This is a genomic window from Rhodospirillaceae bacterium, assembly GCA_018662005.1.
In the GTDB taxonomy this organism is placed as follows: Bacteria; Pseudomonadota; Alphaproteobacteria; order Rhodospirillales; family JABHCV01; genus JACNJU01.
In genome coordinates this window covers 1-26,208 of sequence record JABJHA010000019.1, presented here as the reverse complement: position 1 = coordinate 26,208, position 26,208 = coordinate 1, and the positions used below count along the sequence as shown (strand labels likewise).

19 protein-coding genes are annotated in these 26,208 nt (G+C 54.0%); 9 read left to right on the top strand and 10 right to left on the bottom strand.

Features of this window, described 5'->3' with window-relative positions; all coding sequences use genetic code 11:
- Nucleotides 1-4: 4 nt before the first annotated feature.
- The 4 genes from HOL66_09380 to HOL66_09365 are packed head-to-tail and all read right to left on the bottom strand — an operon-like array spanning nt 5 to nt 8,129.
- Nucleotides 5-2,134, bottom strand: coding sequence for an indolepyruvate ferredoxin oxidoreductase subunit alpha (locus HOL66_09380; protein ID MBT5244447.1), 2,130 nt, complete (start codon nt 2,132-2,134; stop codon nt 5-7).
- Nucleotides 2,127-3,752: a 4Fe-4S dicluster domain-containing protein gene (locus HOL66_09375; protein MBT5244446.1), complete on the bottom strand. Its 1,626-nt coding sequence runs from the start codon at nt 3,750-3,752 to the stop codon at nt 2,127-2,129. Before HOL66_09375 ends, HOL66_09380 begins: the two co-directional genes overlap by 8 nt.
- Nucleotides 3,752-6,514: a molybdopterin-dependent oxidoreductase gene (locus HOL66_09370; GenBank protein ID MBT5244445.1), complete on the bottom strand. Its 2,763-nt coding sequence runs from the start codon at nt 6,512-6,514 to the stop codon at nt 3,752-3,754. The genes HOL66_09375 and HOL66_09370 overlap by 1 nt, the downstream gene beginning before the upstream one ends.
- Nucleotides 6,515-6,542: 28 nt before the next feature.
- A complete protein-coding gene (locus tag HOL66_09365) occupies nt 6,543-8,129 on the bottom strand; it encodes an AMP-binding protein (protein MBT5244444.1) in 1,587 nt (528 codons plus the stop codon).
- 388 nt (nt 8,130-8,517) lie between these two features.
- Between HOL66_09365 and dctP the strand changes: the two genes are divergently transcribed.
- The 4 genes from dctP to HOL66_09345 all read left to right on the top strand — a co-directional run bounded on the left by dctP (nt 8,518) and on the right by HOL66_09345 (nt 12,149).
- Nucleotides 8,518-9,507 carry a TRAP transporter substrate-binding protein DctP gene (gene dctP, locus HOL66_09360; GenBank protein ID MBT5244443.1) on the top strand — a complete coding sequence of 330 codons (990 nt, stop codon included), beginning with the start codon at nt 8,518-8,520 and terminating at the stop codon, nt 9,505-9,507.
- Between the two features lie 77 nt (nt 9,508-9,584).
- Nucleotides 9,585-10,106, top strand: a complete 522-nt coding sequence (locus tag HOL66_09355; GenBank protein ID MBT5244442.1) for a TRAP transporter small permease — start codon at nt 9,585-9,587, stop codon at nt 10,104-10,106.
- Between the two features lie 88 nt (nt 10,107-10,194).
- The gene (locus HOL66_09350) at nt 10,195-11,448 is read left to right on the top strand and encodes a TRAP transporter large permease (GenBank protein MBT5244441.1); all 1,254 of its coding nucleotides are present in this window, start codon (nt 10,195-10,197) and stop codon (nt 11,446-11,448) included.
- Between the two features lie 35 nt (nt 11,449-11,483).
- The gene (locus HOL66_09345) at nt 11,484-12,149 is read left to right on the top strand and encodes a DUF2284 domain-containing protein (GenBank protein MBT5244440.1); all 666 of its coding nucleotides are present in this window, start codon (nt 11,484-11,486) and stop codon (nt 12,147-12,149) included.
- Here the strand turns inward: HOL66_09345 and HOL66_09340 are convergent.
- The gene (locus HOL66_09340) at nt 12,146-13,054 is read right to left on the bottom strand and encodes a LysR family transcriptional regulator (protein MBT5244439.1); all 909 of its coding nucleotides are present in this window, start codon (nt 13,052-13,054) and stop codon (nt 12,146-12,148) included. The genes HOL66_09345 and HOL66_09340 overlap by 4 nt on opposite strands.
- Before the next feature lie 164 nt (nt 13,055-13,218).
- Between HOL66_09340 and HOL66_09335 the strand changes: the two genes are divergently transcribed.
- From HOL66_09335 to HOL66_09325, 3 genes are read left to right on the top strand one after another with little or no spacing between them, the layout of a single operon-like run.
- The gene (locus HOL66_09335; GenBank protein MBT5244438.1) at nt 13,219-14,073 is read left to right on the top strand and encodes a xanthine dehydrogenase family protein subunit M; all 855 of its coding nucleotides are present in this window, start codon (nt 13,219-13,221) and stop codon (nt 14,071-14,073) included.
- Nucleotides 14,074-14,090: 17 nt separating this feature from the next.
- Complete coding sequence (locus tag HOL66_09330; GenBank protein MBT5244437.1) at nt 14,091-14,582, top strand: (2Fe-2S)-binding protein; 492 nt, start codon at nt 14,091-14,093, stop codon at nt 14,580-14,582.
- Nucleotides 14,579-16,894, top strand: coding sequence for a xanthine dehydrogenase family protein (locus HOL66_09325; GenBank protein MBT5244436.1), 2,316 nt, complete (start codon nt 14,579-14,581; stop codon nt 16,892-16,894). Before HOL66_09330 ends, HOL66_09325 begins: the two co-directional genes overlap by 4 nt.
- 59 nt (nt 16,895-16,953) lie before the next feature.
- On the opposite strand, the gene HOL66_09320 is transcribed toward HOL66_09325, so the two are convergent.
- Nucleotides 16,954-18,183 carry an MFS transporter gene (locus HOL66_09320; GenBank protein ID MBT5244435.1) on the bottom strand — a complete coding sequence of 410 codons (1,230 nt, stop codon included), beginning with the start codon at nt 18,181-18,183 and terminating at the stop codon, nt 16,954-16,956.
- 425 nt (nt 18,184-18,608) lie between these two features.
- On the opposite strand from HOL66_09320, the gene HOL66_09315 reads away from it, so the two are divergent.
- Nucleotides 18,609-20,243, top strand: coding sequence for an alpha-D-glucose phosphate-specific phosphoglucomutase (locus HOL66_09315; protein ID MBT5244434.1), 1,635 nt, complete (start codon nt 18,609-18,611; stop codon nt 20,241-20,243).
- An 89-nt stretch (nt 20,244-20,332) separates the two neighbouring features.
- Here HOL66_09315 and HOL66_09310 read toward each other — a convergent pair whose 3' ends face one another.
- A complete protein-coding gene (locus HOL66_09310) occupies nt 20,333-21,766 on the bottom strand; it encodes a glycosyltransferase (GenBank protein ID MBT5244433.1) in 1,434 nt (477 codons plus the stop codon).
- A 39-nt stretch (nt 21,767-21,805) separates the two neighbouring features.
- Nucleotides 21,806-22,456, bottom strand: a complete 651-nt coding sequence (locus HOL66_09305; GenBank protein ID MBT5244432.1) for a hypothetical protein — start codon at nt 22,454-22,456, stop codon at nt 21,806-21,808.
- A gap of 137 nt (nt 22,457-22,593) precedes the next feature.
- Here HOL66_09305 and HOL66_09300 point away from each other — a divergent pair, with 137 nt between their 5' ends.
- Entirely contained in the window at nt 22,594-23,637 is a 1,044-nt protein-coding gene (locus HOL66_09300) for a DUF4922 domain-containing protein (GenBank protein ID MBT5244431.1), read from the top strand.
- Nucleotides 23,638-23,640: 3 nt separating this feature from the next.
- Here the strand turns inward: HOL66_09300 and glgC are convergent, their stop codons facing one another.
- Nucleotides 23,641-24,942 carry a glucose-1-phosphate adenylyltransferase gene (gene glgC, locus HOL66_09295; protein MBT5244430.1) on the bottom strand — a complete coding sequence of 434 codons (1,302 nt, stop codon included), beginning with the start codon at nt 24,940-24,942 and terminating at the stop codon, nt 23,641-23,643.
- A 386-nt stretch (nt 24,943-25,328) separates the two neighbouring features.
- Entirely contained in the window at nt 25,329-25,778 is a 450-nt protein-coding gene (locus HOL66_09290; protein ID MBT5244429.1) for a hypothetical protein, read from the bottom strand.
- Nucleotides 25,779-26,208: the final 430 nt, after the last annotated feature.

The following is a 26,208-nucleotide window of genomic DNA, read 5'->3' as shown; positions in this document are numbered from 1 at the left end:
GGCGTCAGACCTTTAAGGGTTCAGGTGTCGCAAGCCGGTCGATCACCCAGGTCCGCACTTTGCCCAACAGACGCTCGTACAGAGACGGATTGGAGATGATCTGGGCCTTGTAGAACGACGGGCACAGAACCGCCGCATGGGCCAACTCGCCACACAGGCCGCAGCCAACGCAGTCATTGTTGACATGGGCGATGGGGTCTGTGCGCAGAACATCGCTCGATTGCTTGATGGTCAGCGAGGGACAGCCGGAAAGGCGAATACAGGAATGATCGCCCGTACAGACGTCATCGTCAATCCCAAAGCGCGGGCGAACATCGCGCTGGCCTTTTTTCAGACGCTCGGAGCGCTGGGCCCGGACCCGGCGCTGCTTGGCCAGCATGCATTCGCTTTCGGCGACGATCACCTTCAACCCCTTGGTTGTCGTCGTCACGGCCTCACTCAGGGTGCGCATCATCTTGGCGACGTCGTAGGTGCGAACCGTGTGCAGCCATTTGACGCCAACACCCTGCAACGTACGCTGGATCGACATCTGCGAATCCTTGAAGCTGCCATTCTTGGGGCTTGAAGGCAGGGGTTGCCATCCGGTGGCCGAAATGTAGCCGTTGTTGACGATGATCAGGATCGAGTCGTCCTCATTGAAAACCGCGTTGGCGACACCGGAAGAAAGACCGTTATGCCAAAAACCACCATCTCCCATGATCGAGATGACCCTTTTATCGAACATCGGTGCCATGGCGCTGGAACTGGCCAGGCCAAGCCCGTAGCTGGATAACGAGTTGCTTAAGTTGAAGGGAGGCAAGGTGGAATAGGTCAAACAACCGATGTCGCAACTGATGTAGGTGGTCCCAAGTTTTTCCTCGACCAACTTTATGGCGCTGAAGATGGGACGCTCGGGGCAGCCCGTGCAGAAGGTTGGCGGTCGCGGTGGGATGGTTTCAACCAGATGCTGATCGGCCATACTCTGCAGGTTCAAGGCGACTTCAGGGGCGCTTGTATCAACCGTGCTGATCGACGCCAATTCCATGAAACGTGCTAAACCGGCCAGCAGTTCTTCGGGCGTGTATTGTCCGACCAATGGCAGAACGTCCTTGCCGTGAATGGTTGCGTTGACATCGGCCTTGCGCAGAATGGCGTTGAGGGCCTGCTCAATATATTCCGGGTGGCCTTCTTCGACCATCAGCACCCGCTGTTTATGGGAGCAGAATTCAGCAAGTTGCTCGTCGACCAGCGGATGGGTTACGTTCAAAACGTGGACCGGCACCCTGGTGGCACCGTAGGCATCGGCCAGTCCCAACCGCTCAAGGGCGCGCATCAGGCTGTTGTACAAACCGCCCTGCGTGATGATGCCGATCTGTTTGAGGTCACCCTCGAAAGTCTCGTTCATGGCGTGATCCATGATAAATTTTTTGGCCGCCGGCAGACGTTCCTCGACCTTGGCTTTCTCCTGTACGAAAAGGCTCGGCCCGCCGGGAATTCGGTCGTAATCGCGGATTGAGTGGCTAAACTTGTTATGGCGGGAAAAGGCGGGTTTCGTGTTGTCTCTGGCAGTGAAACTGCCCTGAACGTGACAGGCGAAAATGCGCAGCATGACCATCACCGGGGAGTGCGAATATTCCGACAAATCAAAAGCTTTCTCGACCGTGTCGACGATGGTCGTAAGGTCGGGGCGGGGGTCGAGCAGCCAGATTGAGGACTTCAGGGCGAAAGCGTGGCTGCGTTCCTGGACTGCCGCCGCGCCTTCGCCATAATCCTCGCCGATGACGATGACCGTGCCGCCGGTGACGCCCGGCGAAGACAGGTAGGTCAGAGCGTCGGATGCGACATTCGACCCGGCCACCGATTTCCAGACGACGAGGCCTCGAGCCGGGTAGTTGTTGGAAGCCCCCAGCATGGCCGCAGCGCTTGCTTCACTGGTGCAGATTTCCAGATGGATGCCGTATTCGTCCCTTATGTCCCGGGCTTCGGACAAAACATCAATCAATTGCGAGACCGGTGATCCGGGATAACCACCGACATAGGAAACACCGGCCTGCAAGGCCGCTTTGGCGACGGCCAGAATACCCTCGCCCTCGAAATTGTCGCCGTCGCCCAGTTTAAGGGATTGAATTTCCTTCGCAAAAGAGCGTTCAGCCATGTTGCTCCACCAATGGGTTATCAACCCTGCCCACCATCGGGTGGGGGGCCGCCCTGGTCCCCGATCCACGCTGGGGCAATGCCCCGAACCGATATCCCTGCTGGTAACCGGCGCGCATGATCAGTGAGTATTTCAAAAGCATACCACCGGCGATGGCGCAAGCGCCAGCCACTGCCAAAAACAGGTTACCGGCGTCGCTGGTCGCCCCGATTACGAAAAAGATCAAAGCAAGGACATGACCGACGGCGTGCAGGCGCAAGCCAATGCGACTAATGGCCTGGCGGGCCAGTGGCGGAATGCCTTCTTTTTTTGCGGATTTGGCGTAGGACAGCCATATCGCCGCATTTATGACCACCAGCACAATACCCAATGCGGCTGTTGGTATGGCCTGCAACGGCTGCCAGAAATATGCCCCCATGGCGACCAGACCAAAGCCTTCCAAAAGTCCCGTGGCGATGATCATCGACGGCACCAGTGGCGCCCGCCAGGCCGGAACGCCCTTGGCCATATGCAATATCTTCGACTGGCAAATCAGGAAAGCTACGGCCGCCAACCCGGCAATGTTGAAAGCCAGCGGGTGGCGCCAAATCAGGGCGGCCAGAACCGCCGCATAGAAGACAGCCGCCATATAAAGTTCGCGTGACATCCACGAGGTTTGCGGTCGCATGATGGCCCGCCAGGCGCGCAGGGGCCGACCGATCTTCATGGATACGAAAAACAGACCAATCGCCATTAAAATCGCCGCCCCAGCATAGACGGTGGTCAACGCCTGTGCGGGCATGGCCCCCAACAGGTAAGCCAGCCAGCCGGTTATGGCGAAGCCCGTAGCCAGGCCGCCGAAGCACCAGTTCATGGAGGCACGCCAATCCCAGAATTTTTGCAGCTTACCGACCAGGCAATTGGACGGGTCAGCCAGTCGTTCGTCGTCGTCATCAGGGCTGCGTCCGGGCACCGCCGGCGTCGAATACAGATATCGAATTTGCGGGTCGGTACCCAATTCGTCATGCATCTGAAAATTGGGTTTTTCGCGGGCCAGCACCGAGACATTACTGGCGGCGTCATTGAAGTCGCCGAACGCGATGGCCTGGGTTGGGCAACTGGCCGCGCAGGCCGGGGTCACGTCCCAATCGACGCCCGGCTTCAATCCGACCTCCATCGCTTCGTCGATGCGATCAACACAGAAGGTGCATTTTTGCGCCACTCCCTCGCGCTCGCGGTGGCGGGTGTGGGCTTCCTGCGGGGTTTCAACGCCATAGTACCATTTGTGCTGATGAACAATGGTGCGGGCCTGATAGGGACAGGCGGCGGCGCAGGAAGCGCAGCCGATGCAGGTCACGTAATCCATTGTCACAAGACCATCGGCGCGTTGCCGGGTGGCCCCGGTCGGACATACGGGAACGCACGGCGGATTGGCGCAATGCTGGCAGCCTACGACCAGGAACAGACGCTCGACATCCGGATAGGTTCCGAATTCGGCATCGATAACTCTACGCCACTGAACATCCGGCTGGGTGTCGTTGGCCTGTTTGCAGGCGATGGTGCAGGTTTGACAACCGACACAGCGATTGAGATTGATGACCATGCCCCATCGCGGAGTTTGAGGAGTGCCGGTTTGCATCACTGGGCCACCTTGTTTTCATAACGGCTACGTTCGGACGCTTTGTATACGCGTACCCGCATAAGGTCTGCGCCGCTGCCCGTATTGTCCGTCAGCTTCAGGGAAATATCGGTGACAAAATTAAGATTGGCCAAACCGAAATCCTTGGCCACAGGCGTTTTCCAATGGCCGAATTGACCAATCATCAATATTGAGTCGGGGCGGATACCTTCTCTCAGGACCGCTTTTCCCTCGGTCGTCCCGACCACCGACTCGACGACGATGTCGTCTCCGTCGGTGATGCCAAGCTCACGTGCACTGGAGCGATTGAGGATGACACCATTATGGCCGACGATATTTTGGGCCATTTCATTGATCATCGGAATGCCGACATTTGCCCCCCAGGAGTACTGCATGGAGCGTGATGTCAGGGCCCAGAAGGGGTAGTCTTTCGGGTCCTGGCCGAATTCGGCGGCGTAATTTTCCCATATATCGCTAAAGCTGTAATAGGCGGGCAGGAATTCATATTCCTTAAGCTGTTCCTGCCACCAGTCAACGCCGATTTCCTTCAAGCGGTGAGCCAGTTGGCGACCGTGACGAGTGAGGCGTTCCTGATAAGGCATTTCAAAACGCAAATCCTGGCGTTCCATTTCCGGATAGATGTACCAGTTGATTTCATCGAAATCTGTCAACATGAAGCCGTGTTCCTGGAACCAGGCAAGATCGTGAACTTCCTTGCCCTCGCTCATATCCCAACTTACCGCCTTGCATAAACTGTCCCACACCTGGTCGCTGGAAGGGGGGTCATCCTTGGGCAACGAGAAATCGTACTTTCCTTCACGCGCCAGGCGCGATCCGGCGGCTCCGTTGTTGATGGCTTCGATGTAGTCTTCGACGATGCCGACCTCCTGGGCCAGGCGCAAGCTGATATCCGACATGTCCATGGTGTCGTAAAGCGGTTCGACCACTTTCTGGCGGATCGCCCATCCTTCATGATGCCAGAAGTTTTGCGAAAATTTGGTGCCGCCGATACGGATTAATTGAGTGCTTTCAAGATCGGTCGACTCGGGCAGCAGAATGTCCGCGTAGTGGTTGGTTTCGTCCATGGTGTAAGCGATGGCGACGGTGAACGGAAATTCGGCGATGCGCTGGCCAACCTCGTGGGCGTTCCACGAACTGATAGACGGATTTGTTCTGTAGCAAATCCAGATGTCGGGCGGGGCCGTGCGCAACCAGTTTTTCGGGGTTTCTTTCTGGAATAACCAGGGCAGATGGGCGGGCCCAAGGGCTGGCGCCCAGGGAGATTCTGTAAGGTGCGGAATCAGGGTTTCGTAAGCGTTTCTGATGCTCGGATTGCGCTTCCAGTCTTTGGCCGAGGTCGGGTTGAAGACGTACTTCAGGAATCCATCCTCGCCGGCGACAACTGATCCGATACGGGTTCGGGCCGGGCGAAACATCTTGACCGCGGTGCCAAGGGTGCCCCCAGGAACCTCAAGTGCGCCGACAAGGCTGGCCAGCATAGTGCGTGCCCAACAACAGCTATAGGCGCCCCAGCCATTATTGGTTCCCTTGCCAAGAACCACGGCGACCGGCCGGAAGGGAACCTTCTGGCCATCGACTTCAGTGAATTCGCCGATGCAGGCATTAGCCACATAGTCGTCGGCGATGCGGCGAATGGTTTCGGCTGGAATCTCACATTCTGATTCAGCCCAGTTAGCGCTGAAGCTTTGCATTTCATCCGTGAGAACTTGAAACGACGGTTTGACTTCTACATCCTGATGAAAAATCTTTTCATCCTCGGGGCCGTGCTCGACCCCCGAAACGTTGTATTGACCGTGAATGGCCGCGTCACCGATGTCACTATCAAAGGGCTTGGCCTTGCCATCGGCAAGATCCCAGATCAGCGGTTTGCCGCTTTCCGGGTCGCGCAGGAACCAGCCGTTGGGACCGATCAGATAGGGTGAGTTGGTGCGCTTTTTGAGGAAAGGAAGATCGCATGTTTCTTCAATCGGCCGCTCGACAATTATCCGGTTGATGAGGGCGTACAGGAAGGCCGCGTCGGTTTTCGGTTTGATCGGCACCCACTCGGCGGCGACGGCACCGGTAATCGACATATTCGGTTCGACCTGGACTCGCCTGACCCCGCGGTCGCGGGCGTCGGCCTCGCGCCATAGTCCGACGACGCCGCCGGAGGCATCGGAATTCAAGCCGCAGCTAATAATATAGTTGGTCTTTGGCACATCCGCCGTGACGATAAATCCGCGATGCCACAATTCACCGTACAAGTGTTCCGAATGGGCGCACTTGACGCCTTGTCCGGCCCCATATCCCTGATCAATTTTGCCCCAGGCGCCCATGAAGGCGGGAAAGCTTCCCATGTACTGAACCGGGGTGCCGCCGCCACCTGTGGTGATGGCCAGACGCGGAAAACCTTCCTCATTGAGCAGACCCTTGCTGCGCAGTTTTCGCATCTTTTCGCCGACAATGCCGAACGCCTCATCCCAGGTGATTGGAACGAAGCCGGGGTCTTCGTGGCGTCCTTTGTTGGGGTTGGTCCGCTTCATGGGTTGCTTGACGCGGTTCGGATTGTAGGTCTTTTGAATGAGGCCGTAGGCCTTGACACAGACGCGCCCGCCGCCCGGATGCTCTTCCTCGATATCAAAGTTGGAGACGACGCGGGTGGCGACGCCATCCTCGACCTCGACTTTCATCAGATCGGGCCCAGCACTGCACTGCGAGCAGTAAATGGGGACTGTTTTCTTTGATTTGTTCGCCTTAGCCATATTCTGATCCAATATCGTATACTTGGTGCTACTCACGCGCACTTTCAATTAAGTGTTCACCTGTCTGGGCATCAAGGGCATTGATGTAGAGGGCGCTAAGTTCGTGCTTAAGGACCTTGTGCAAGGTGCTTTTAGGTAAGTTGTCCAGGAAGATATAACGCCTTGGAATTTTGAAGCCGCCGATAAATTCACGGCAGTGCGCGATCAGCTCCTGTTCAGTGGGATTTTTCCCGGGCGCGGCGACGATGCCGGCCAGCAGTGCTTCGCCGAAGGTGTCGTCAGGGACCCCGGTTACGGCGCACTCCAGGACATCCGGGTGCTGGCTGAGGGCGATCTCGACCTCTGAGGAATAAACGTTCTCGCCGCCAGTCACCACCATGTCGACCTTGCGGTCGAGGACATACAGGTAACCCCGTTCATCCATGCGTCCGATATCGCCGCTATAGAAGCGATCATCCCTAAACACTGCAGCTGTTTCTTCGGGGCGGTTGACGTAGCCTGGGGAAAGGTTGGGCCCGCTTAACACTATTTCACCAGGCTGGCCCAGCGCCACGTCCTGACCATTGGCGTCAACAATGTTGATAGTCATGCCCGGCAGCAAGCGACCGGCGCTACTGAGGATTTCGGTGTTTCCGGTTTCGAGCGCTTCGGCGTGATCGGCGGGCAAAAGCAATGTCACGGCTGGCGCGGACTCGGTTTGGCCGTAGCATTGTACGAGCTGTACGTTCTTAAAGGCATCAAGGGTTTTCAGTATCCATTCCACGGAAAGGGAAGACCCGCCGTACCAAATTTTTTGCAACGAAGAAAGGTCATATTGGGTCGGATCGGCTTCCTGCAAGGCCTTGATGATCATTCCGGGTATAAGCATGGCGAAGGAAATGCGGTATTTCTGGATAGCCTCGAAGAGCTTTGGGCCGGAAAATTCCGGAACATAGACGTGCGTCGCGCCGACCAGGGTAAACATGGTGGTTAGCAAATCCCCGGAGTGAAACATGGGATTTATGTGCAAATGTACATCACCCATCTTGGGGTGAATGGCGCTGGCGATCTGCAGGGCGTTGGTAATGACATTTCGGTGAGTCAACCTTACGCCTTTAGAACGGCCAGTGGTGCCGCCGGTGTACTGCAGCACCGCGTCGTCGTCTTCATCCACAGCGCCCATGGGGGCAGGGACGGCGGTTGCCAGCAAGCTCTCGTAGTTGTTTCCGTCGATTTCCGTCGTCTGCGGAACAAGCCAGATGGGATCGCCGGCCCATGCCTTCAGCGCCTGGTGCCCAAGCACAGAGCGGAAATGGTCTTCCACCGCGATAACCCTGCATTCGGCGTCCTCGAAGATGGCGGCTATTTCGGGGGGGGCCAGGCGATGGTTGGCGGGTACAGGTATGGCGCCCATCCAGTACCCTGCATGCATGATTTCGGCTTTGCGAAAACTGTTTCGGCTGATAATCCCGAAGCGCTCTCCGCGTTTGACCCCCAGCGATTGCAGGATGCTTGCGGCACGGGCGATGCGATCAACGAATTCGGCCCAGGTATATTCACCTTCCGGGTCAATAACAGCGGGTTCGCTCCCGAACACCTTGGACGCCCGATGCAACGCTGAGGTCAGTGTCAGCATTCAATTTGCTTTCTTATTGTATCGCCCAAATTTCGACTTCTTTTGGCATATTTGTTATGATTGGTACTAATCAATCGCATGTTTGTTATGATTGGTACTAATCAATAAAGCCCGTTGTGGTAAACCCGACAAAGAATTGGAGTAAGGCAACAAATTATTCGTGCGATCCTGTTGGCCTGTTCATTTCATAGCTTGCCAATGGTTTGGCCGCAAGATTACTAATCCTCGGTCCTTGATTTGAGTTATAATCTTTCGCCCCAAGATAAATAAAACCACCGCATGAATAAAAAGTTGCCCCACCTCAACCTCTTTTTGCCTTTACAGAAAATAGATAAACAAACGAAGATTTTTCGTGCAACAGGATAATGACGGAAAGGAAGGCACTGTAATGAAAAAAATAATTTCTTTGGGTTTAGCCGCCCTGTTCGGACTTTCAGTAATGGCGAGCACTGCGGTGGCCGCTGAGAAATGGCGCCTGCAGGCGTACGAACCAGCAAGTTCAATTACCACTACACTTCTTGCGAAGATGGCCGACGCGGTCAGGAAACGCACCGGTGGTGACCTGGATATTACGATTTTTCAGCCAAAAGTACTAGGCTACAGCGGATGGGGCGTTCATCGTGTTGTCAGCAAAAAACAACTTGAAGCCGCCGAAGGGATAACCGCAGCAATTACAGAAATACCTGCTTTCGGTATTTTTGACCAACCGTTTTTTACTAATCTAGCGGAAGCCAAAAAGGGCTGGTATCTGATCAAATCCGACCTCGATAAAGCGGCCCAGGAAAAAATGGGCCTGAAGCTGCTTAAGGGCGCGGGCAAGCCCGTGGCCGGCTGGATTTCCAAAACCCCGATAAAGACGGTCGACGATTTTAAGGGCATAAAGGCACGGACCTGGAATTTGCCCTTGTCCAAATGGATTGAACGTTTGGGGGGTGTTCCGCACTCTATTCCGTATTCCGAACTTTATACGGCGCTTGCCTCCGGGGTCGTGGAAGCCAATTCCAGTTCACCGGTTTCCGTACTTGAAGCGAAATTGCATGAAGTAACCAAGTATTACAACTGGTGGCCGTCGGGAATAGTGGTCTTCGCGACCTTCGTAAACCTGGAAAAATTCAACGCCCTGCCAGCCAATGTGCAAAACATCCTGGTCGAAGAAGCCAACAAGGTCGAGATTGAGGAATGGAAACAACAGGCGGCTGCAGGCGCCCCTGCCATTAAAAAGATGCAGGAGCTGGGCATGACCATCATTCAACCGTCAGCGGCGGATTTGGCCAAAGCGGGAGCGGTGGACAAACAGATCCGTGACGAGTGGTTAGAGGCTGCTCCGCCTGAAGTTCAGGTAATGGCGAAACGAGTCCGTGATGCCTTAGGCAAATAACGGGTGATTCAGTATAAAGGTGAAAGCGCAGGCTCCCTGATTGTTCATGGGAACCTGTGCTTTTTGCTGGAAAATTCATGAGTCTGTCACAAAAAATAGCTGACTTTGTACCGAAATTGAGCGTTTTTATCGCCGGCGTCGCCTTGTGTCTGATGGGCGTCTTGGTGTTGGCCGAGGTGATCGCCCGTAATTTATTTCATTTTGGCTTTCCCTTCGCGGTTGAATATTCCGAATACGCGGTGCCCATTATTGGCCTGGCCGGAGCCGCCTACGCCTTGAATAATGGCTACCACGTCAAGGCCGATCTTGTGCTTACCAAGATACCCCACGGGCCAAGACAAATCGTCGTATTGATTGGCTATGTATTAGGCCTGGGCCTGATACTGCTGCTGGCCCAGCAAAGCTTTATCATGGCTTTTGGCAATATCGAAACGAAGGCCCTTGCCTTGTATCCGACCCTGACCCCCCTAGGATATCCCCAACTGGTGATGGGCGCAGGCTTTTCTTTGTTTTCCATTCAGCTGGTCATTGAAATTACCAGAATGACTAAAAAAATAATCAATAAAAACAACGCAAAAGGCAAAACCAATAACCAATAAATGATTTTGCTTGGCATGAGGTAATATGGATTTATTCACGACTATAGCCTTATATATACTCGCGCTTTTTATCCTCATTTTTAGCGGTATGCCTATTGCGTTTGGACTGGGATTACTTGCCGTCGGCTCGTTATTTCTGTCTTTTGGCACTGACATGGCGTTATCGCTTGCCTTTATCGCCTGGAGCAGCCTGGCCAATTTCATTATTGTCTCCATCCCGCTATTCGTTTTCATGGGTTATCTGCTCTTTGAAACCGGCTTAAGCAAACGAATTTATAGCGGAATATACCCGCTTATGGATCGCCTGCTGCCTGGTGGATTGCTTCATTCCAATATTGTCATTGGAGCCGCCTTCGCCGCCTGTAGCGGTTCAAGTCTGGCTTCCTGCGCGACCATTGGCTCGGTGGCGCTGCCGGAAATGGAGGCCCGTGGTTACGATCGAAACATAGCCGTTGGTTCCGTGGCCGCCGGCAGCACCCTGGGGATACTGATTCCACCCAGCATAACCCTAATTATCTTCGGAATCATGACAGAGGTTTCAATCGGCAAACTGTTCATTGGCGGCATTATTCCTGGCCTTGTTCTGGTCGGCGCCTATATGACCTACATTGCCGTCAGGATCAAAATTCAACCCGCTCTGATCGCAACTGATGCCAGCGCCGGTCCTAAACCATCGACGGGTGAGGCCATCGTCGCCCTCCTGAAAATCTGGCCTGTTCTGGTCCTGATCATCGGTGTGCTGGGCTCCATTTACGCAGGTATAGCAACAGCCACCGAGGCGGCGGCTATTGGCTGCTCCCTGGTTTTTTTATTGGCCGCCAGCCATCGCCTGCTCAGTTTCGATGCGCTGCGCAGGGCCATAAAAAAGACCATCGGCACAAGCAGCATGATTTTGGTGATCTACCTGAGCGGCAAACTTATGCAGATCTATTTGAGCAACGCAGGAATTATTCGCGATCTGTCGGCGTCGGTTATCGACATGGGCTTGCCGGCCATGGCCACTCTTGTCGGTATCATGATCATGTATCTGATCTTGGGGATGCTGATGGACGGGCTTTCGATGACTGTCATGACCCTGCCAATCACATTTCCTATCGTTATGGCGTTGGGGTTCGATCCCGTCTGGTTTGGGGTTATTCAGACCATGCTTATCGAGGTCGGCCTGCTAACTCCCCCGGTTGGCGTTAACCTGTTTATTTTGCAGGGCCTGCGCCCTGATTTACCATTTAATGAAATTGTCAGGGGCTGCGCCCCCTTCTTCTTTGTTCTTCTGGCTGTCATCCTGGTGATGGTGGCTTTTCCCCAACTCATCACGTTTTTGCCGGGAATTTTAATGCCTTAGGCAAAAAATCACCTGTTTAATATCGGAGAAATCCAATGGCCAAAAAAAATGCCGCCCAGCCGCACAGGAAAATTGTTGCAAGGATTCCGAAGGCTCAATTTGAAAAAGATTTGACCAAATACTGTGACAGCGCCATGGAAATGGGGGCGACGAGGACCAAGATAATCGCCAGTTCGGATATTATCATTGATGAGCGCGTCAGGGCCAAATGCACATACCCCAAATGCAGGTTCCACGGCACCAATGTCCATTGCCCGCCTTACGCCATGGAACTGCCGGACGTCAGGCTGCTGCTTGGAAAATACGAGCACGGCATCTTTATTGATATTGAAGTCACGACCGATGTTCTGGCCGGGCCCAATACCCTGAAAGATAGGGCCTACGTGCCAAGTGGCCTGAATGCTTACAAGATTGTCGGAAAGATAGAAGCCGACGCCTTTTACGATGGCTACCATCTGGCGCTGGGTTTCGGGGTCGGTCCGTGCAAGCCTTATTTTTGTCAAAATGACAAATGCATCGCCCTGGAAGTCGGAGAAGGATGCAAGCATCCCCTGCGGGCAAGGGCTTCCATGGAAAGCATGGGGATGGATGTGTTCATCATGGCCGCCAACGCCGGTTGGGATATTTTTCCAATCGGCGGCAGCACCGCACCCGAAGATGTCCCCGTCGGTCATCGTTTGGGTTTGATATTAATTCGCTAGTCGCGGGCTTCGCTAACCACCCAGTCAATGAACGTCTGGGCGTACTTTGACGGCTTCTTGTTTTTGGGAACGCCCAGGTACATGCCTTGGCCTTTACATGTATGTTCAATGGGGCGAACCAGACGGCCTTTGGATAACAATTCGTCAGCGACATGACTGAAAGCGAGGGCGACTCCCTGTCCATCCCAGGCGGCGTGAACAACGTTGACGTAGCTGTCAAATCCCAGTTTATGGTAGGAAGGCGGCAGCTGGTTTCCCCATTCGCCCAGCCACCACGCCCAATCTACAGAGAAGCGGGTCGCCTTGTAGTACATGTCAAGCAAGGTTTGGCCGCGAAGATCATTCGGCGAGTTGATGGGGCCATTGTCGTGCAAATATTCCGGCGAGCAAACGGGAAAGATATCGACTTCATAAAGCCGGACCATGTCCTTGAGGTCGGACCAGTTGCCATCGCCGTACAACAGACACACGTCAATGTCTTCGGCGACAATGTCGGGCGGCATGTCGGCTGCCCGCACCCGTATTTCCAGACCCGGATTATCGACGCGAAATTGCGGCAATCGCGGCCTCAGCCAGAATGAGGTGATGGCGATAGTCGCGCTGACCGATATTTTGGCCGTTTCGTTTAGATGTTTGACATCCATCGCCGCGAGGGCGATGGTTTCCAGGCCTTGCTCGGTTCCGGACCTGAAGGCAAGCCCCGCTTCGGTCAACTCCAGGGTCCGATAAAGCCGGTTAAAAAGTTTGACCTCGAGATGCTTTTCAAGGAGTCGAACCTGGCGGCTGACCGCTTCGCGACAAACCATCAATTCCTCGCTGGCCGCCGTAAAACTGAGATGGCGGGCCGACGCCTCGAAGGCGATCAGAGAGTTCAGTGGAGGAAGTCTGTATCGAAGTTTTTGCACGTTAATATATTACCCAGATTGACCAGAGACCAATTCTACGCCCGCGCCAAGGCTAATGTCACTGATCCTATTGCGCAGGGCGAAATTGCCGTGAAATAATTATTCCTTCAGACAAATTTTATTGTCCATTTACGGCGACGAGAAAACGTACTTATTATCGTCTTATGCTACCTGAATTTGACCTAGAGCTGCCCGAGAACCTGGACCTTGCGCTTGCGCAGTTGTCGAAAGGCGACGCTTTGCCACTGGCCGGCGGCACCAGCCTGCTGGTCGATCTGCGGGCCCACCGGGTGGCCAGCGAGCGGCTGATCAGCCTCGTCAACATCAACCAAATGCGCGGTATCGAGGCCGATGAGCAGCGCGTGCGCATAGGCGCATCGACCACCGTCAGCGAGCTTTTGCAGTCCTCAGTCATTCAGCAATTGGGGCCGTCGCTGGTTGACGCGGCCCGGGTTTTCGCCGGCCAGATGGTGCGTAACTGCGCCACCGTCGCCGGTAACATCGCTTGCGGCTCGCCGGCCGCCGATCTGGTTCCGCCCTTGCTGTCGCTGGACGCCGTCGTGACGCTTGGCAGTATGACCGGATCACGCGATGTCGCGTTGCATGAGTTCTTTGTTGGCTATAAGCAAAACCAGCGCCGCGCCGATGAATTGATTACCGACATCTGGTGGCCGCGACCCGGCGTCAATTTCGCCAATCAATTCCGCAAACTGGCGCGGCGCAAGGGCGACGCCATCACCGTGACCGGCGTCGCCGTGGCCCTGCAGCGCAAAGACGGGCGCTGCACTAAGGCGCGTATCGCCCTTGGCGCCGTGGCCCCGGTCGTCCTGCGGGCGGTTGAAGCCGAAAAAATGCTGGAAAATCAAATCCTGACAACCGACCTTATAGAGATGGCCGCGCAGACGGCTGTTAGCGCCTGCGATCCGATAGACGATATTCGAGCCACGGCGGCCTACCGGCGACATACGGTTCACACGCTGACCCGGCGCTTGCTCAAAAAGGCCTGGGTCAGCCTGTAGGAAGGAGGACAGCCCCGATGAAACGAACAAAGACCGTTTCCCTGCTTATCAACGACGAAATCCAGCCCGCCGAAGTCGCCAGCAACGAAACATTACTTGAGACGCTGCGCCATCTGGAGCAAACGGACGTAAAGTGCGGCTGTGAAAAAGGCGATTGCGGCGCCTGTGCTGTGCTCATCGACGGCGTCGCCATGGACAGTTGCCTGACCCTGACCTGGACTGTTGACAGCAAGGCTATCACTACGGTGTCCGGTCTGGGCTGTCCCGACGCCCCGCATCCGTTACACAGCGCCTTTATCGACGGCGGAGCCGCCCAGTGCGGTTATTGCACGCCGGGCTTCATCATCGCCGCCCACTCGATGCTGCAAAACGCCACCGACAATCCCAGCGAAGACGATATCCGCTTCGCCTTAAGCGGTAATCTGTGTCGATGCACGGGATACACCAAGATCATTGAGGCCGTATCCAAAGCGGCCAGGGTGGTGCGCAGGCAGGGGCAAGCCGAATGAACGATATCGTCGATCACAAGCTTCCGAAAGCCAACGCCGAATTTCGACAAGTGGGCAAGCCGCTTGCGCGCATCGACGCGCCGGACAAGGTATTCGGCAAGACGCTTTATGCAGGCGATTATTCGATGCCCGACATGCTGCATGCCAAGGTGCTTCGAAGTCCACTAGCCAGCGCCCGGCTGACACGTCTTGATGTTTCGCGGGCGCTGGAACTGCCGGGCGTCGCCAGCGTCCTGACCTCTGATGACTTGATCAACAATTCCGTTTCAACGGACCTTCACGGCCGGGCCACCGCCAAATCACAGCAAACCGACCAACCGATCCTGATCGACGACATCGTACGCTATCACGGTGAGCCGATTGCCCTGGTGGCTGCGGAAACTTCGGCTATCGCCCAAAAAGCCATCGACCTGATTGAATTCGATCTGGAGCCAGTGGCCGGTGTCTACGATCCGTTTGAGGCCCTGAAACCGGACGCTCCAATCGTTTTTGGTACCGACAACATCGTCGCCCAATACAAGGTCCGCAAGGGAGACCTGGAAGCCGGTTTCAGCGCCGCTGAGGTGATCATCGAAAACACCTTTAGCACCCAGTTCGTCGAACATGCGTTCCTCGAACCCGAGGTGGGACTGGCCTGGGTCGACGAACGCGATGTCATCAATATCAGGGTCTCGACGCAAAATATCGAGCGTTTCCGCGATGTCGCCGAGGCGCTCGGAATTCCCCACGCCAAGGTCCGTATCCGGGGGGCCATGGTCGGTGGCGGCTTCGGCGGTAAAGTCGATGTCACGGTGGAAATTTTCATTGCGCTTTTGACCAAAGCCACCGGCCGGCCGGTGCGCATGTGTTACACCCGGGAGGAGTCTTTCTTCGGGCACGCCAAGCGCCACCCCTTCGCCATCAGCCACAAAACGGGTTTCACCAAGGACGGCATGATCACCGCCGCCAAAATTGATATCACGTCGGATAGTGGGCCCTATATATATACCTCGCCGTATGTCTTGATGTATGCGACCGAAACTGCGCCCGGGCCGTACAGGGTGGAAAACCTGCAAATTGATTCCCGATGCGTCGCCACCAACAACATGTACACCGGGTCCTTTCGTGGCTTCGGCGCGGCCCAGGCCTGCATAGCCTATGAGCAACAAATGGACGAGGCCGCCAAAGCCCTTGGCATTGACCCCATGACATTGCGACGCCGTAACTTTTTCAATACAGGTGACCCCATCACAACGGGCTATCGCATTGAAAGCGCGGTATGGACCGACGAGTGCGCTACCCGTGCGCTCGCGGCTTTGGGGCAATGTCCTGCCAATGCCGGGCCTATTAAATTCGGCCACGGCGTCGCCGTATACCAACAGCCCTACGGGCGCCTCGTGTGGCTGAATGATACGGCCGAGGCATGGGTCAGCATCGAATTGGACGGCACGGTGCTGGTGAGGTGCGGCATGCCGGATATCGGGGCCGGGCAGATTTCCACCCTGGCGCAGATAGCCGCGGAAGTTCTCGGTGTCTCCTTGGATAGCGTGAGCGTCCATAATGGCGATTCATCGACCACGCCATATGCCGGCACATGCACGGCAGTGCGCGGCGTGTTCATGAGCGGTAACGCCGTAAAACTTGCCGCGCACGCGGTGCGCCAACGTCTCACGAGCCGGGCAGCACAGGAATTAGATGTGCCCGCCGAACAAATCGACATAGCCGCTGCGCGGGTGTTCGTCATCGGCGATCAGCAGCGCTCAATGACCCTGGCCGATCTGGCCGGAATGTGCGCCGCCGATGGCATTCACCGTTCGGAACTGGCCGTTTACAGGGCCCCGACCGGCGAACGCCTGAACCCGGAAACGGGCCAGGGACAAGTTCATCCCGATTACACCTTCGGCGCTCACGCGGTTGAAGTTGCGGTTGATACGGAAACCGGCGAAATCACAGTCACCAAGAATGTTGGCGCCCACGACGTCGGACAGGCCATCAATATGCAGGCCGTGGAAGGCCAGATCGAAGGAGCGGCTGCGCAAGGACACGGCTACGCTCTCAGCGAGGAAATGGTCTATCGGGAAGGGCAACTAATGACGCCTTCCTTAAGTGAATTCCTGTGTCCGACCTCCATGGATCTGTGCCACATTCAGACCATCATCTTAGAATCACGTAGTGGCCTTGGCCCGTTCGGGGCCAAGGGAGCCGCCGAAGTAGGCCTGACGCCGACACCCGCGGCCATCGCCAACGCCGTCGCCAACGCAATTGGTGTAAGGATCTGCGACTTGCCGATCACACCGGAAAAAGTGATTAATGCGCTGCGAACTGATGAATGAAATTCGCTGAAGCGAAAAGGGCTCATTTAACGGGGTTTTCGGGGTTTGGGTTTCTGTAATTAACCGACACTCTCACCCGTGAGCCTTTTCTTTTCGATCAACGTCAGCCAAAGGGACAAAACGAATCCCGTCCCAGCGCACGCCAGTATAAGCCAAAGAACCCCGTTCCAATTACCTAGGGCGGCGACAATAGCCGCCGCGGCAGGCGGCCCGAAAAAATTGCCAAAATTGGCACCCTGTATAAGCAAACCATTGGTGGCACCGAATTGTTGCGGGGAGGGTGCATGCACAGGCACCGAAGCGAACATGGCCGCCGCCAGGTATCCGGCAGCGTGCGAGAACAACAGCACCAGTCCATAACGTGCCCCATCAGGCAAGGTGTCAGAAAAAACACCAACAGCACATAAGCCCATCATCAGATGCGTACCGCTGATTAAATGACAGCGCGCCACTCCCCGGTGTAACAGCCAGCTTCCCATCAAATTTCCCGGCACATTGAAAACGACAACCAATGCGCCCAGGAGGGCCGCTGTCGAGACTTCCGTTGAGCGTTGTTCCACCAGGAAACTGGGTATCCAAACCACCATCGATCCCCACTGGGCTGCAAAAACGGCGAAGTTAAGTGCCATTAACATCGGTCCCGGACGACTCAATATCAATCGCAAGCTACCCACGAAGGAATGGTGTTGCTCAGGTGACGCAACATGACCCTGCCCCTTATCCGTTTTTGTCAGCAACAACGCCACCAGTATCAAACTCAAAATTGTCCAGAAGAGCCATAGGGACCGCCATCCATAGGATCCCAGTATTGGGGACGAAATCAACATGGACAGCGCCATCCCACTCGGAAGCCATACACTCCATACCCCCAGCACCACTGAACGATGTCGGGACAGGATCGACGTGATGATCAGTGGTGGAGCGGAAACCACAATGGCAATGAAACCAACACCTTCCATAAACCGGGAGGCTAAAAGCAAACCTGAACCGGTTGCCATGGAGCCGATGGCGCTACTTATCGCTATGGTCAATAAGCCGATGATCATTTGCCTTCTGTGACCCACACGATCGGCGACCATGCCAGCAATCATTCCGCTCGCCATCCCCATGGCAGCGATAATGGAAACGACCCATCCTGCTTGAATAATGGTAAGGCCCAGTTCGCTCCGAAGCAGAGGCAAGGATGCCGTTGCTTTCCCAATATGGGCGGCTGCTATAATTCCAGCAAGGATGGAAAGAGCCACAATCGCCCAATCAGATTTTTGCACCTCAATCGTCATGTCGTTCAAACCGATCCTGATTATGCGTCAGTCAAAGCAAGCGCGAATTTCACCAGGAATGCAAGAAAACTACACAGCTTACAATAACGTATTTGTAATAGTCTCCTTTTGGCTATTAGCAGACATTAATTCGGCTGCATGATTATGTCTGCTTTTCTACGGAAAGCGGAAGTCAAAATCACTAAATCCAATTTCTGGAATTTCATGTCCGCTATTGGGGGCAAAGCGGACATCATTCTGGATGGGTAATTAGGTCTGCTTTTGACTCAAAGCGGACATTAATCTGATCGAATCAATACTGAAAACCAGGGCGGCGGCATACGTCCCTTTTCCTGAACCTATACAATATTCAAAATGGGCTGAGGAATGTTGCATGGCTGTGTTACATATTCAGTTATGAGCCTGTACAAATCCTCCTAGGGCTACGAAGGCCAATGACCAAGAAATCGATCGCCACCGCATCCTTCGATGACCAGAAGCCCGGCACCTCGGGATTACGCAAGAAGGTTTCGGAATTTCGCCGCCCGCACTATCTGGAAAACTTCATCCAATCAATCTTCGACGCCCTTGAGGATTACAAGGGTAAGACGCTAGTGGTCGGCGGCGACGGGCGTTTCTATAACCGCCGCGCCATTCAGATCATCATCAAGATGGCCTCTGCAAATGGTTTTGGCCGAATAATCGTCGGCCGTGACGGCATCTTGTCGACGCCGGCCGCATCCTGCATCATCCGTAAACATGGCGCTATGGGCGGTATTATCCTGTCGGCCAGCCATAATCCCGGTGGGCCAAACGGCGATTTTGGCGTCAAGTACAACATCGCCAACGGGGGGCCGGCACCGGAACAATTGACCGATCTAATCTACGCCCACAGCAAGACGATAGAGGCGTATCAAATCCTCGATGCCGATGATGTCGATCTGGCTACCATCGGACGAACGATGACGGCCGAAATGGAGGTGGAAGTTATCGATCCTGTCTCCGATTATGCCGAATTAATGGAGACGTTATTCGATTTCCCGCGTCTGACCGCGCTGCTCAGTGGGGGCGGATTCCGGGTCTGTTTTGATGCCATGCACGCCGTAAACGGCCCCTATGCCCGCCATATACTTGAAGACCGCCTGGGTGCGCCGAAAGGCACAGTCATCAATGGCGAACCTTTACCCGATTTCGGCGGTTGTCATCCCGATCCCAATCTTGCCCACGCCAAGGAATTGGTGGCGATCATGTACGGAGGTGATGCACCGGATTTCGGGGCGGCCTCGGACGGTGACGGCGATCGCAACATGATCCTTGGGCGGTGTTTTTTCGCCACCCCCAGCGACAGTCTGGCGGTATTGGCCGCCAACGCCCACCTCGCCCCTGGTTATGTCTCAGGTATTGAGGGCATTGCGCGGTCCATGCCGACGAGCCAGGCCGCCGACCGGGTCGCCGAGGATATGGGCCTTCCATGCTTCGAGACCCCTACCGGATGGAAATTCTTCGGCAACCTGCTCGACAGTAGCCAGGTTTCAATCTGTGGTGAGGAGAGTTTCGGCACCGGCTCCGGCCACGTCCGCGAGAAAGACGGCCTATGGGCTGTGCTTCTGTGGCTCAATATTTTGGCGGTGAGAGGTGAATCGCTTGAGGAAATCATGCGCGAACATTGGCGCAAGTACGGCCGCAATTTCTATTCGCGCCATGATTACGAAGGCATTGACCTGACGGCGGCGGAATCCCTAATGGACCACCTGCGCGATGACATAGAGAACCTTGCCGGGCGCTCCTTCGGTAATCAGCGCATTGTCCGTGCCGACGATTTCCAGTACACGGATCCTGTCGACGGATCCGTCAGTACAGCCCAGGGAATCCGAATCATGTTTGAGGATGGGTCGCGCATCGTTTACCGGCTTTCGGGAACCGGGACCGAGGGGGCGACGCTACGTGTCTATCTGGAACGATATGAACCCGATCCCGCGCGTCACGCTCTAGACACTCAACAGGTTCTTTTTGACCTAATTTCAATCGCCGGCGAGATTGCTGATATCCGGGGGCGAACAGGCCGTGACGCTCCGACGGTGATTACCTGATCAGTTCAAGTTCCCCAAACGGCCAGCGGGCAACCACCGCCCAACAGAACCATCAATCATTTGGAATGGCTCATGGGAGCACTTGACGCCTAGCTCGGGCTTTTGGTTTCTACAGTATTGAGATAATCCGCGATACGGGCGCTATCGCCCAGCTCAGGAACCGCAGCCCCCAGGGTGTGCTTGCCTTTAAAGCCGTCAGAAATTGCTTCCAAGTAGGATTTTGCCGTTCGCTGCCATGTATAGGTATCATGCACATGGCGTATGGCCATTGGCGACAATTCGGCGTGCCGCTTGAGGCCTTCGAGCAATCCTTGTGCAATATTCTGAGGCTCAAAGGGATCAACGAGGATACCGGTGCCGCCTTCAAAAATTTCAGACGGGCCTCCATTTTTCGTCGCAACTTGAGTCAAGCCACAGGCCGCAGCTTCGATCGGTGCAAGGCCGAATGGTTCGTAAAATGCCGTTAAGGCAAAGACAGAGCCTCGTTCGCCGAAATATCTGTAAGTAGCGGCGAGTTCTTTCTGGGACTGGATGTTGAGAAAATGAACCCGATCGCGGATACCGATCTCTTCAATGAGATCAAGGATTGGCTTCAGCACCTTTTGTTCTTCTTCGGCCAGATGGTCCATCTCGGTGAAAGGATCATCTACACCCCGGACGCACAGGACCAGGGGGAACTCGCCTCGAAGGTCTTCGCTTTGGGCATATGCCTGGACAACGCCGATGATGTTCTTCTTTTCATCCAGACGGCTGGAGACGAGAACCACCGGACCGTCCACACCATTGAACTTGGTATCGAGTTTTTCTTTAACAGTTGCGTCGATATCCGATTTATCGGTCGTGAAGATGCGGGTGTTGACCCCGGGGGGGATGACAGAGAATTTTCCGGGCTCGTCTACATCTACGGCACCGGCATATAGCGGATGCGAATACTGCTCGCGCCGTTCCTGTTCAGTAGAAGTAATGATGCGGTAGGCTTCTCTCATGCTGAGGCGTTCGGCAGCAATGCGTCGTGAAAAGCAATAGCGTTCCTCCATCGCATCAACATTGGCAAGGGTCGTACCCAGCTTGTCGAATTTCTGTGCACCCAGGGAATGACCGGTCATGGTGAAACCTATCCCGGCAAGGCTTTTTGCCAGCACGGCGCAGTAACCGCCGTCGCCGTAGTGAGCCGTAGCGAAATCGGGCAGATCGTCGCCGTAAAAATCGAGCATGTTGCGCACGAACTCTTCCAGGTGTGGCCACAATTCTTCCTTGCCCAGAAACTTCGCCCCCCCGCAAGGAAAGCGAAGGATGCGCAGGTTTTCTTCAAAGCCCTGATAGGCATCGATGGCGGACGAGAACTCCGGCCACTCAGGATCGTCGATCTTGCGGGTCACGATATCGATCTTATGCCCCATCGCGGCCATGGCCTGGGCAACTTCCTTGACGTAGACGAGTTGACCGCCGAAATCCGGGTGTTCGGCGAGATAGGAATCGGCCGTGTCGAAGTTGCCTTGCGGGTTAAGGAAAGCGATATGCATTTACGTTCTGTCCTAGGTGGAGTTCGGAGGAAAAAACCGTCAGTCAGCCACGTTTACGGAATAGTCGGTATTTATAACAATTTTGGCACGGGGTTTCTGAGCGGAAATAATGTCGTGCTCTATCTTCAGCACACCGTCTGTAAACGAGTCGAGTTCCGACGCATCACGGTTTCTTTTTTCGCGATGGGCACGGGTTTCCGCATAGCTGCGGTCAATGAATATGTGGGTATCGACAACGTTTAACGCCGTAGTGTAGGTGCCTTCGGCGATGGCGACTCGCGCCTGTCCAATTTCCATGTTCTCGACGGTAATGGCGTCGTCTTCGTAGACAACAAGCGGTTTTGTAACGCTCTCGGCACCATCTCGAAAGGCCTGCAAATGCTCGTCGAGCAAGTCCAGCCTTACTTCCTGGGTGCCGACCCAGGCGATGTCCTTGCGGCGCGTTGCATCGTTGGTTTTCGGCGGATAGACGAAATAATCATCCTGCTGGAAGATGACGCTTGAAATGTCATGCTCGGCAAGGGCTTCGGCGATGGCGGTTGCCGTTTCCGACTTGCCGCTGCCCGATTCACCGGCCACCGTTATTGTGTACTTTCCGGGCGAGGCTTCTAATTCGGGCAAGATGAGGGGAATAATTTCTTCAGCCGCTTTTCGGTGGTGTGCCTCTACGATGATGGTATCGCCGCGCATAAGTTCATTCCGTTCTGCAATTAATGAATCAATGGGATATTTTTTATTTCTTAATCGATCTCTCTGCATTATATAGCAGTCATTAGTAGGATAAATCCCCACCCTTTCGGGTCTTAAGATTCATAACGATAATCAAGATGCATACAAATTACGAACACACCTGGGACAAACTGAACTCGCGGCTTCGCGAGATTGAAATCAGTGGTGGTGGCCTTGATGCGGCTTTGAGTGAACTGGAGGCCCACCAGAAGGAAAGCGGTTTCATCAAGATTGGTCTTGACGCTGTTGAGCGCCATAACTTCAAACATCCTGAATATCCATCCAGATTTTTCCGTATCCAGTACAATCCCGAGAGGGCTTTGCGTTTTAATGGTTCCGGAATTTCCACACCGCCACCGGGAACAGAGATCAGGAATGAGGGCTGTTTTCTGTGTCGCGACAATATCCGCTGGCAGCAACAGGGTACTGAGATGGGTTATGAAATCCATATGGGCGAAACCAGCTACTACGCCTGGATGAATCCATTTCCTCTTTCGCCGACTCACGTCGTCATTGCTACTACTGAACATACATCGCAAGAATGGCCGGTTTGTGAAAAGGGAAAACTGGAAGTTTCCGTGCTTCTGAATGATCTCGTCGAGCTTGCTGAGCGTATGCCCGGTTATATCGGTTTTTACAATGGTGTTAACGCCGGCGCATCGATTCCCGGGCATCTTCATTTTCAGTTTTTCAAACGTCCGGAAGACGAACCGGAATTTCCATTGGAACGCGCCGCCAGGCAACAATTTGAGAGTGGGGAAAAGGGTAAATTCCTAAAAAATTACCCTTTGGACGTTGCCGTGTGGACAGGTAAACCCAAAGCCGTACTCAAACAGGCATCGCAATGGATTTCCGGATGGGCGGCTAAAAACAAGAGCCGCATTCATGATTTGACAGCAAATTTCATCGTTTCGCGCAATACCCCGGGCGACGACATCAGCCTCTTTTTCGTCCCCCGCGACCGCTCAAAAACTCATGGTGATGGAATGTCCGGACTGATCGGCGGTCTCGAGGTCCTCGGCGAACTGGTCTTTTCAAGTAATGAGGACAAGGCATTACTGGATGCGGGCAAAATAGATTATTTCAGCCTGGAAAAAACGCTCGCCAGTGTTCGCACCCCCTTCTTCCTTGAGGAAGCCTGACCGTTATTTGGGGCTGGCGTCCTGTTTCTCCCGGATAACGCCTGAAATATAGCCTTCCCCCTGACCAAGCATCTTGCGATTGACGACGGTCACGCCTTCATCAGACATAATAAACCGCTTCGCGTCTTCTTCAGGGTCCTCACCAATAACTGTTCCTTCTGGCACCCGGCACTGGTTATCGAGGATGACATTTTTCAGACGTGACCCCCTACCGATCTCACAACCGGGAAGCGCCAGGACGCCATTGAGCTCACATCCCTGGTATACTTTGACATTGGAAAACAGCATCGAATTATATAATTTCGAACTTTCAATCTCGCAACCGCCGCTGACCATGGAATTCTCTATTCCGCAGCCCGATCCACGACCCAGAAAGCGGGCTGGCGGAAGTTGTGGCTGATCGGTCATGATTCGCCATTCCCGATCATAGATATCGAAAGGTGGATCCGATGAAATGAGCTCCATATTTGCTTGATGGTATGCGTCTATGGTTCCGACGTCGCGCCAATAGGGACTTCCCCCTTGAGTCGGGCTCTGGAATTGATAGGCCTGCACATGGTCTCCTTGAGCAAGGGCGTAAGGAATCACATCCTTGCCGAAATCGTGGTCGGAAGATTCGTCGGAGGCATCCCGCACCAACTGCTTGTTAAGATAATCCAGGGAAAAGACGTAAATACCCATGCTTCCCAGCGCCATGTCCGGGTTATCCGGCATTGCCTTGGGGGATTCGGGTTTTTCCTCGAAGTCGATAATGCGCCCATCATCGTTAATTTGCATGACTCCGAAATGTTTGGCTTCGGCCATAGGGACGGCATTACAGGCGATGGTGAAGGCTGCTCCGGATTCGACGTGAGCCGCCAACATTTCCCCATAGTCCATGCCGTAGATATGGTCACCAGCCAAAATCAGGACATATTCAGGTCCGTAACCCTCAATAATGTCGAGTGACTGGTAAACGGCATCTGCCGTTCCTTGATACCACTGGTCGTCATCTAGCCACTGCTGGGCGGGTATGATATCCAGGAAATCACCATGTTCCGAATTGAGATAGGTCCATCCCTTCAGCAGATGTTGGATCAGGGAATGCGATTTGTACTGTGTCAGCACGCAAATCCGTCTGATATCGGAGTTAAGGCAATTGGAAAGGGTGAAGTCGATGATGCGGAACTTGCCGCCAAAAGGAACAGCGGGCTTGGTCCGCCAATCGGTCAATACACCCAGGCGGCTGCCTCGCCCTCCAGCCAGCACGAGGGCAAGCGTGTTGTGAGTGAGGCGACTGACAAAACGCGCTGCCTTATCCGGCATTTTATTCAAGGCTCCCAAGTCTTGATTGTTCAAATAATAATATGGGATGCACCCGAGACTGTCACGTTAACATGTGAACTATCCTTTTTTTCAATACAGAGAGCTAATTTTTAACTCAAATAAAGACCATTTTCTTAAGTCCGCTTTTGGCTATTAGCGGAAGTTCCAGCCACCTACCGATTATGTCCGTTTTTAGGGGGTAATCCAGACATTAATGTCCGCTTTATCTCATTTTAAATGAGATAATTTCCTAAAGGTCAAACCATATTATTAGCCATTTTAGTTGCCTGACCTGGCCAGTAGGGTAACATGTTAAAATAGGGATCTGGGCAGAATTCTGTACCCAGGTGGACCATGTACAGCTTGATGCTGCACATGGTTTTGTTTTAAGCGGCTTTTGACTTTCGCAGTTTGGCTCCAGTTTGCACCGCCATCTCATTTAACTGGGCATCCAGTTCGCCATCTTTAACGGCGTTGATGCAGAGTTCGATCACATCTGGCAATTTTGCTTTATCGCCAACTTCAATGGTGGGTTTCCCCTTCGCCAGTTCGAGCACATTAGCGCCATAACGGATTTGGAAAAGCCATACGCCACCAGCTTCCCAAAACCACTGACGAACCTTTTTGGGCTTTTCGATCAGATTGCGCTCACCAGTCACACCATCCGTAACCCACGCACGTTTTGTTGGCAGATACGGCGTATTATCGATGGAATGCACTGCTGATTCACGTTGCTCATTAAGTTTTTCGATCAACTTTTCCCGCCGACGCATGACAGGGTCTATAGTACGGTTACGAGCGGTATCAGTCAGTTTCAGTTTGTTTAGATAAGCCATTTTCAATCTCCAGTTAAAGTTAGTCTACTAATGGCATTTACCGCCATCTCTCCGCTGAGGCAGCCACTTTCTTCAGATTTTGGAAGGTGATTTTGGTGAGTGTGATTTTTTCTCGCTCATGCAGCCTAATATTTCGCACAAACCATGTTCACCAGCAGCATATTCCTCCCCACAGCTCTGAAATTGAGGAATATGCCGTTTGGTACTGCTTAAAAATTTGGCGCTCCTGGCGAGCGAAAATATGCAGGTGTGAGAGGGGCTCTATGAAATTAGGAAGCTAACGGTTTTCAGTAATTACGAATTATCTCATTTCAAATGAGATAACTGGCTACTTCTTTTGTCTTTTTGTGGACGTCAGTATCTCTGTCTTCTGTTCATTTAGAACATGATCATAATGAGTATTAATCATTTCTGTCGATGTCCCCACATT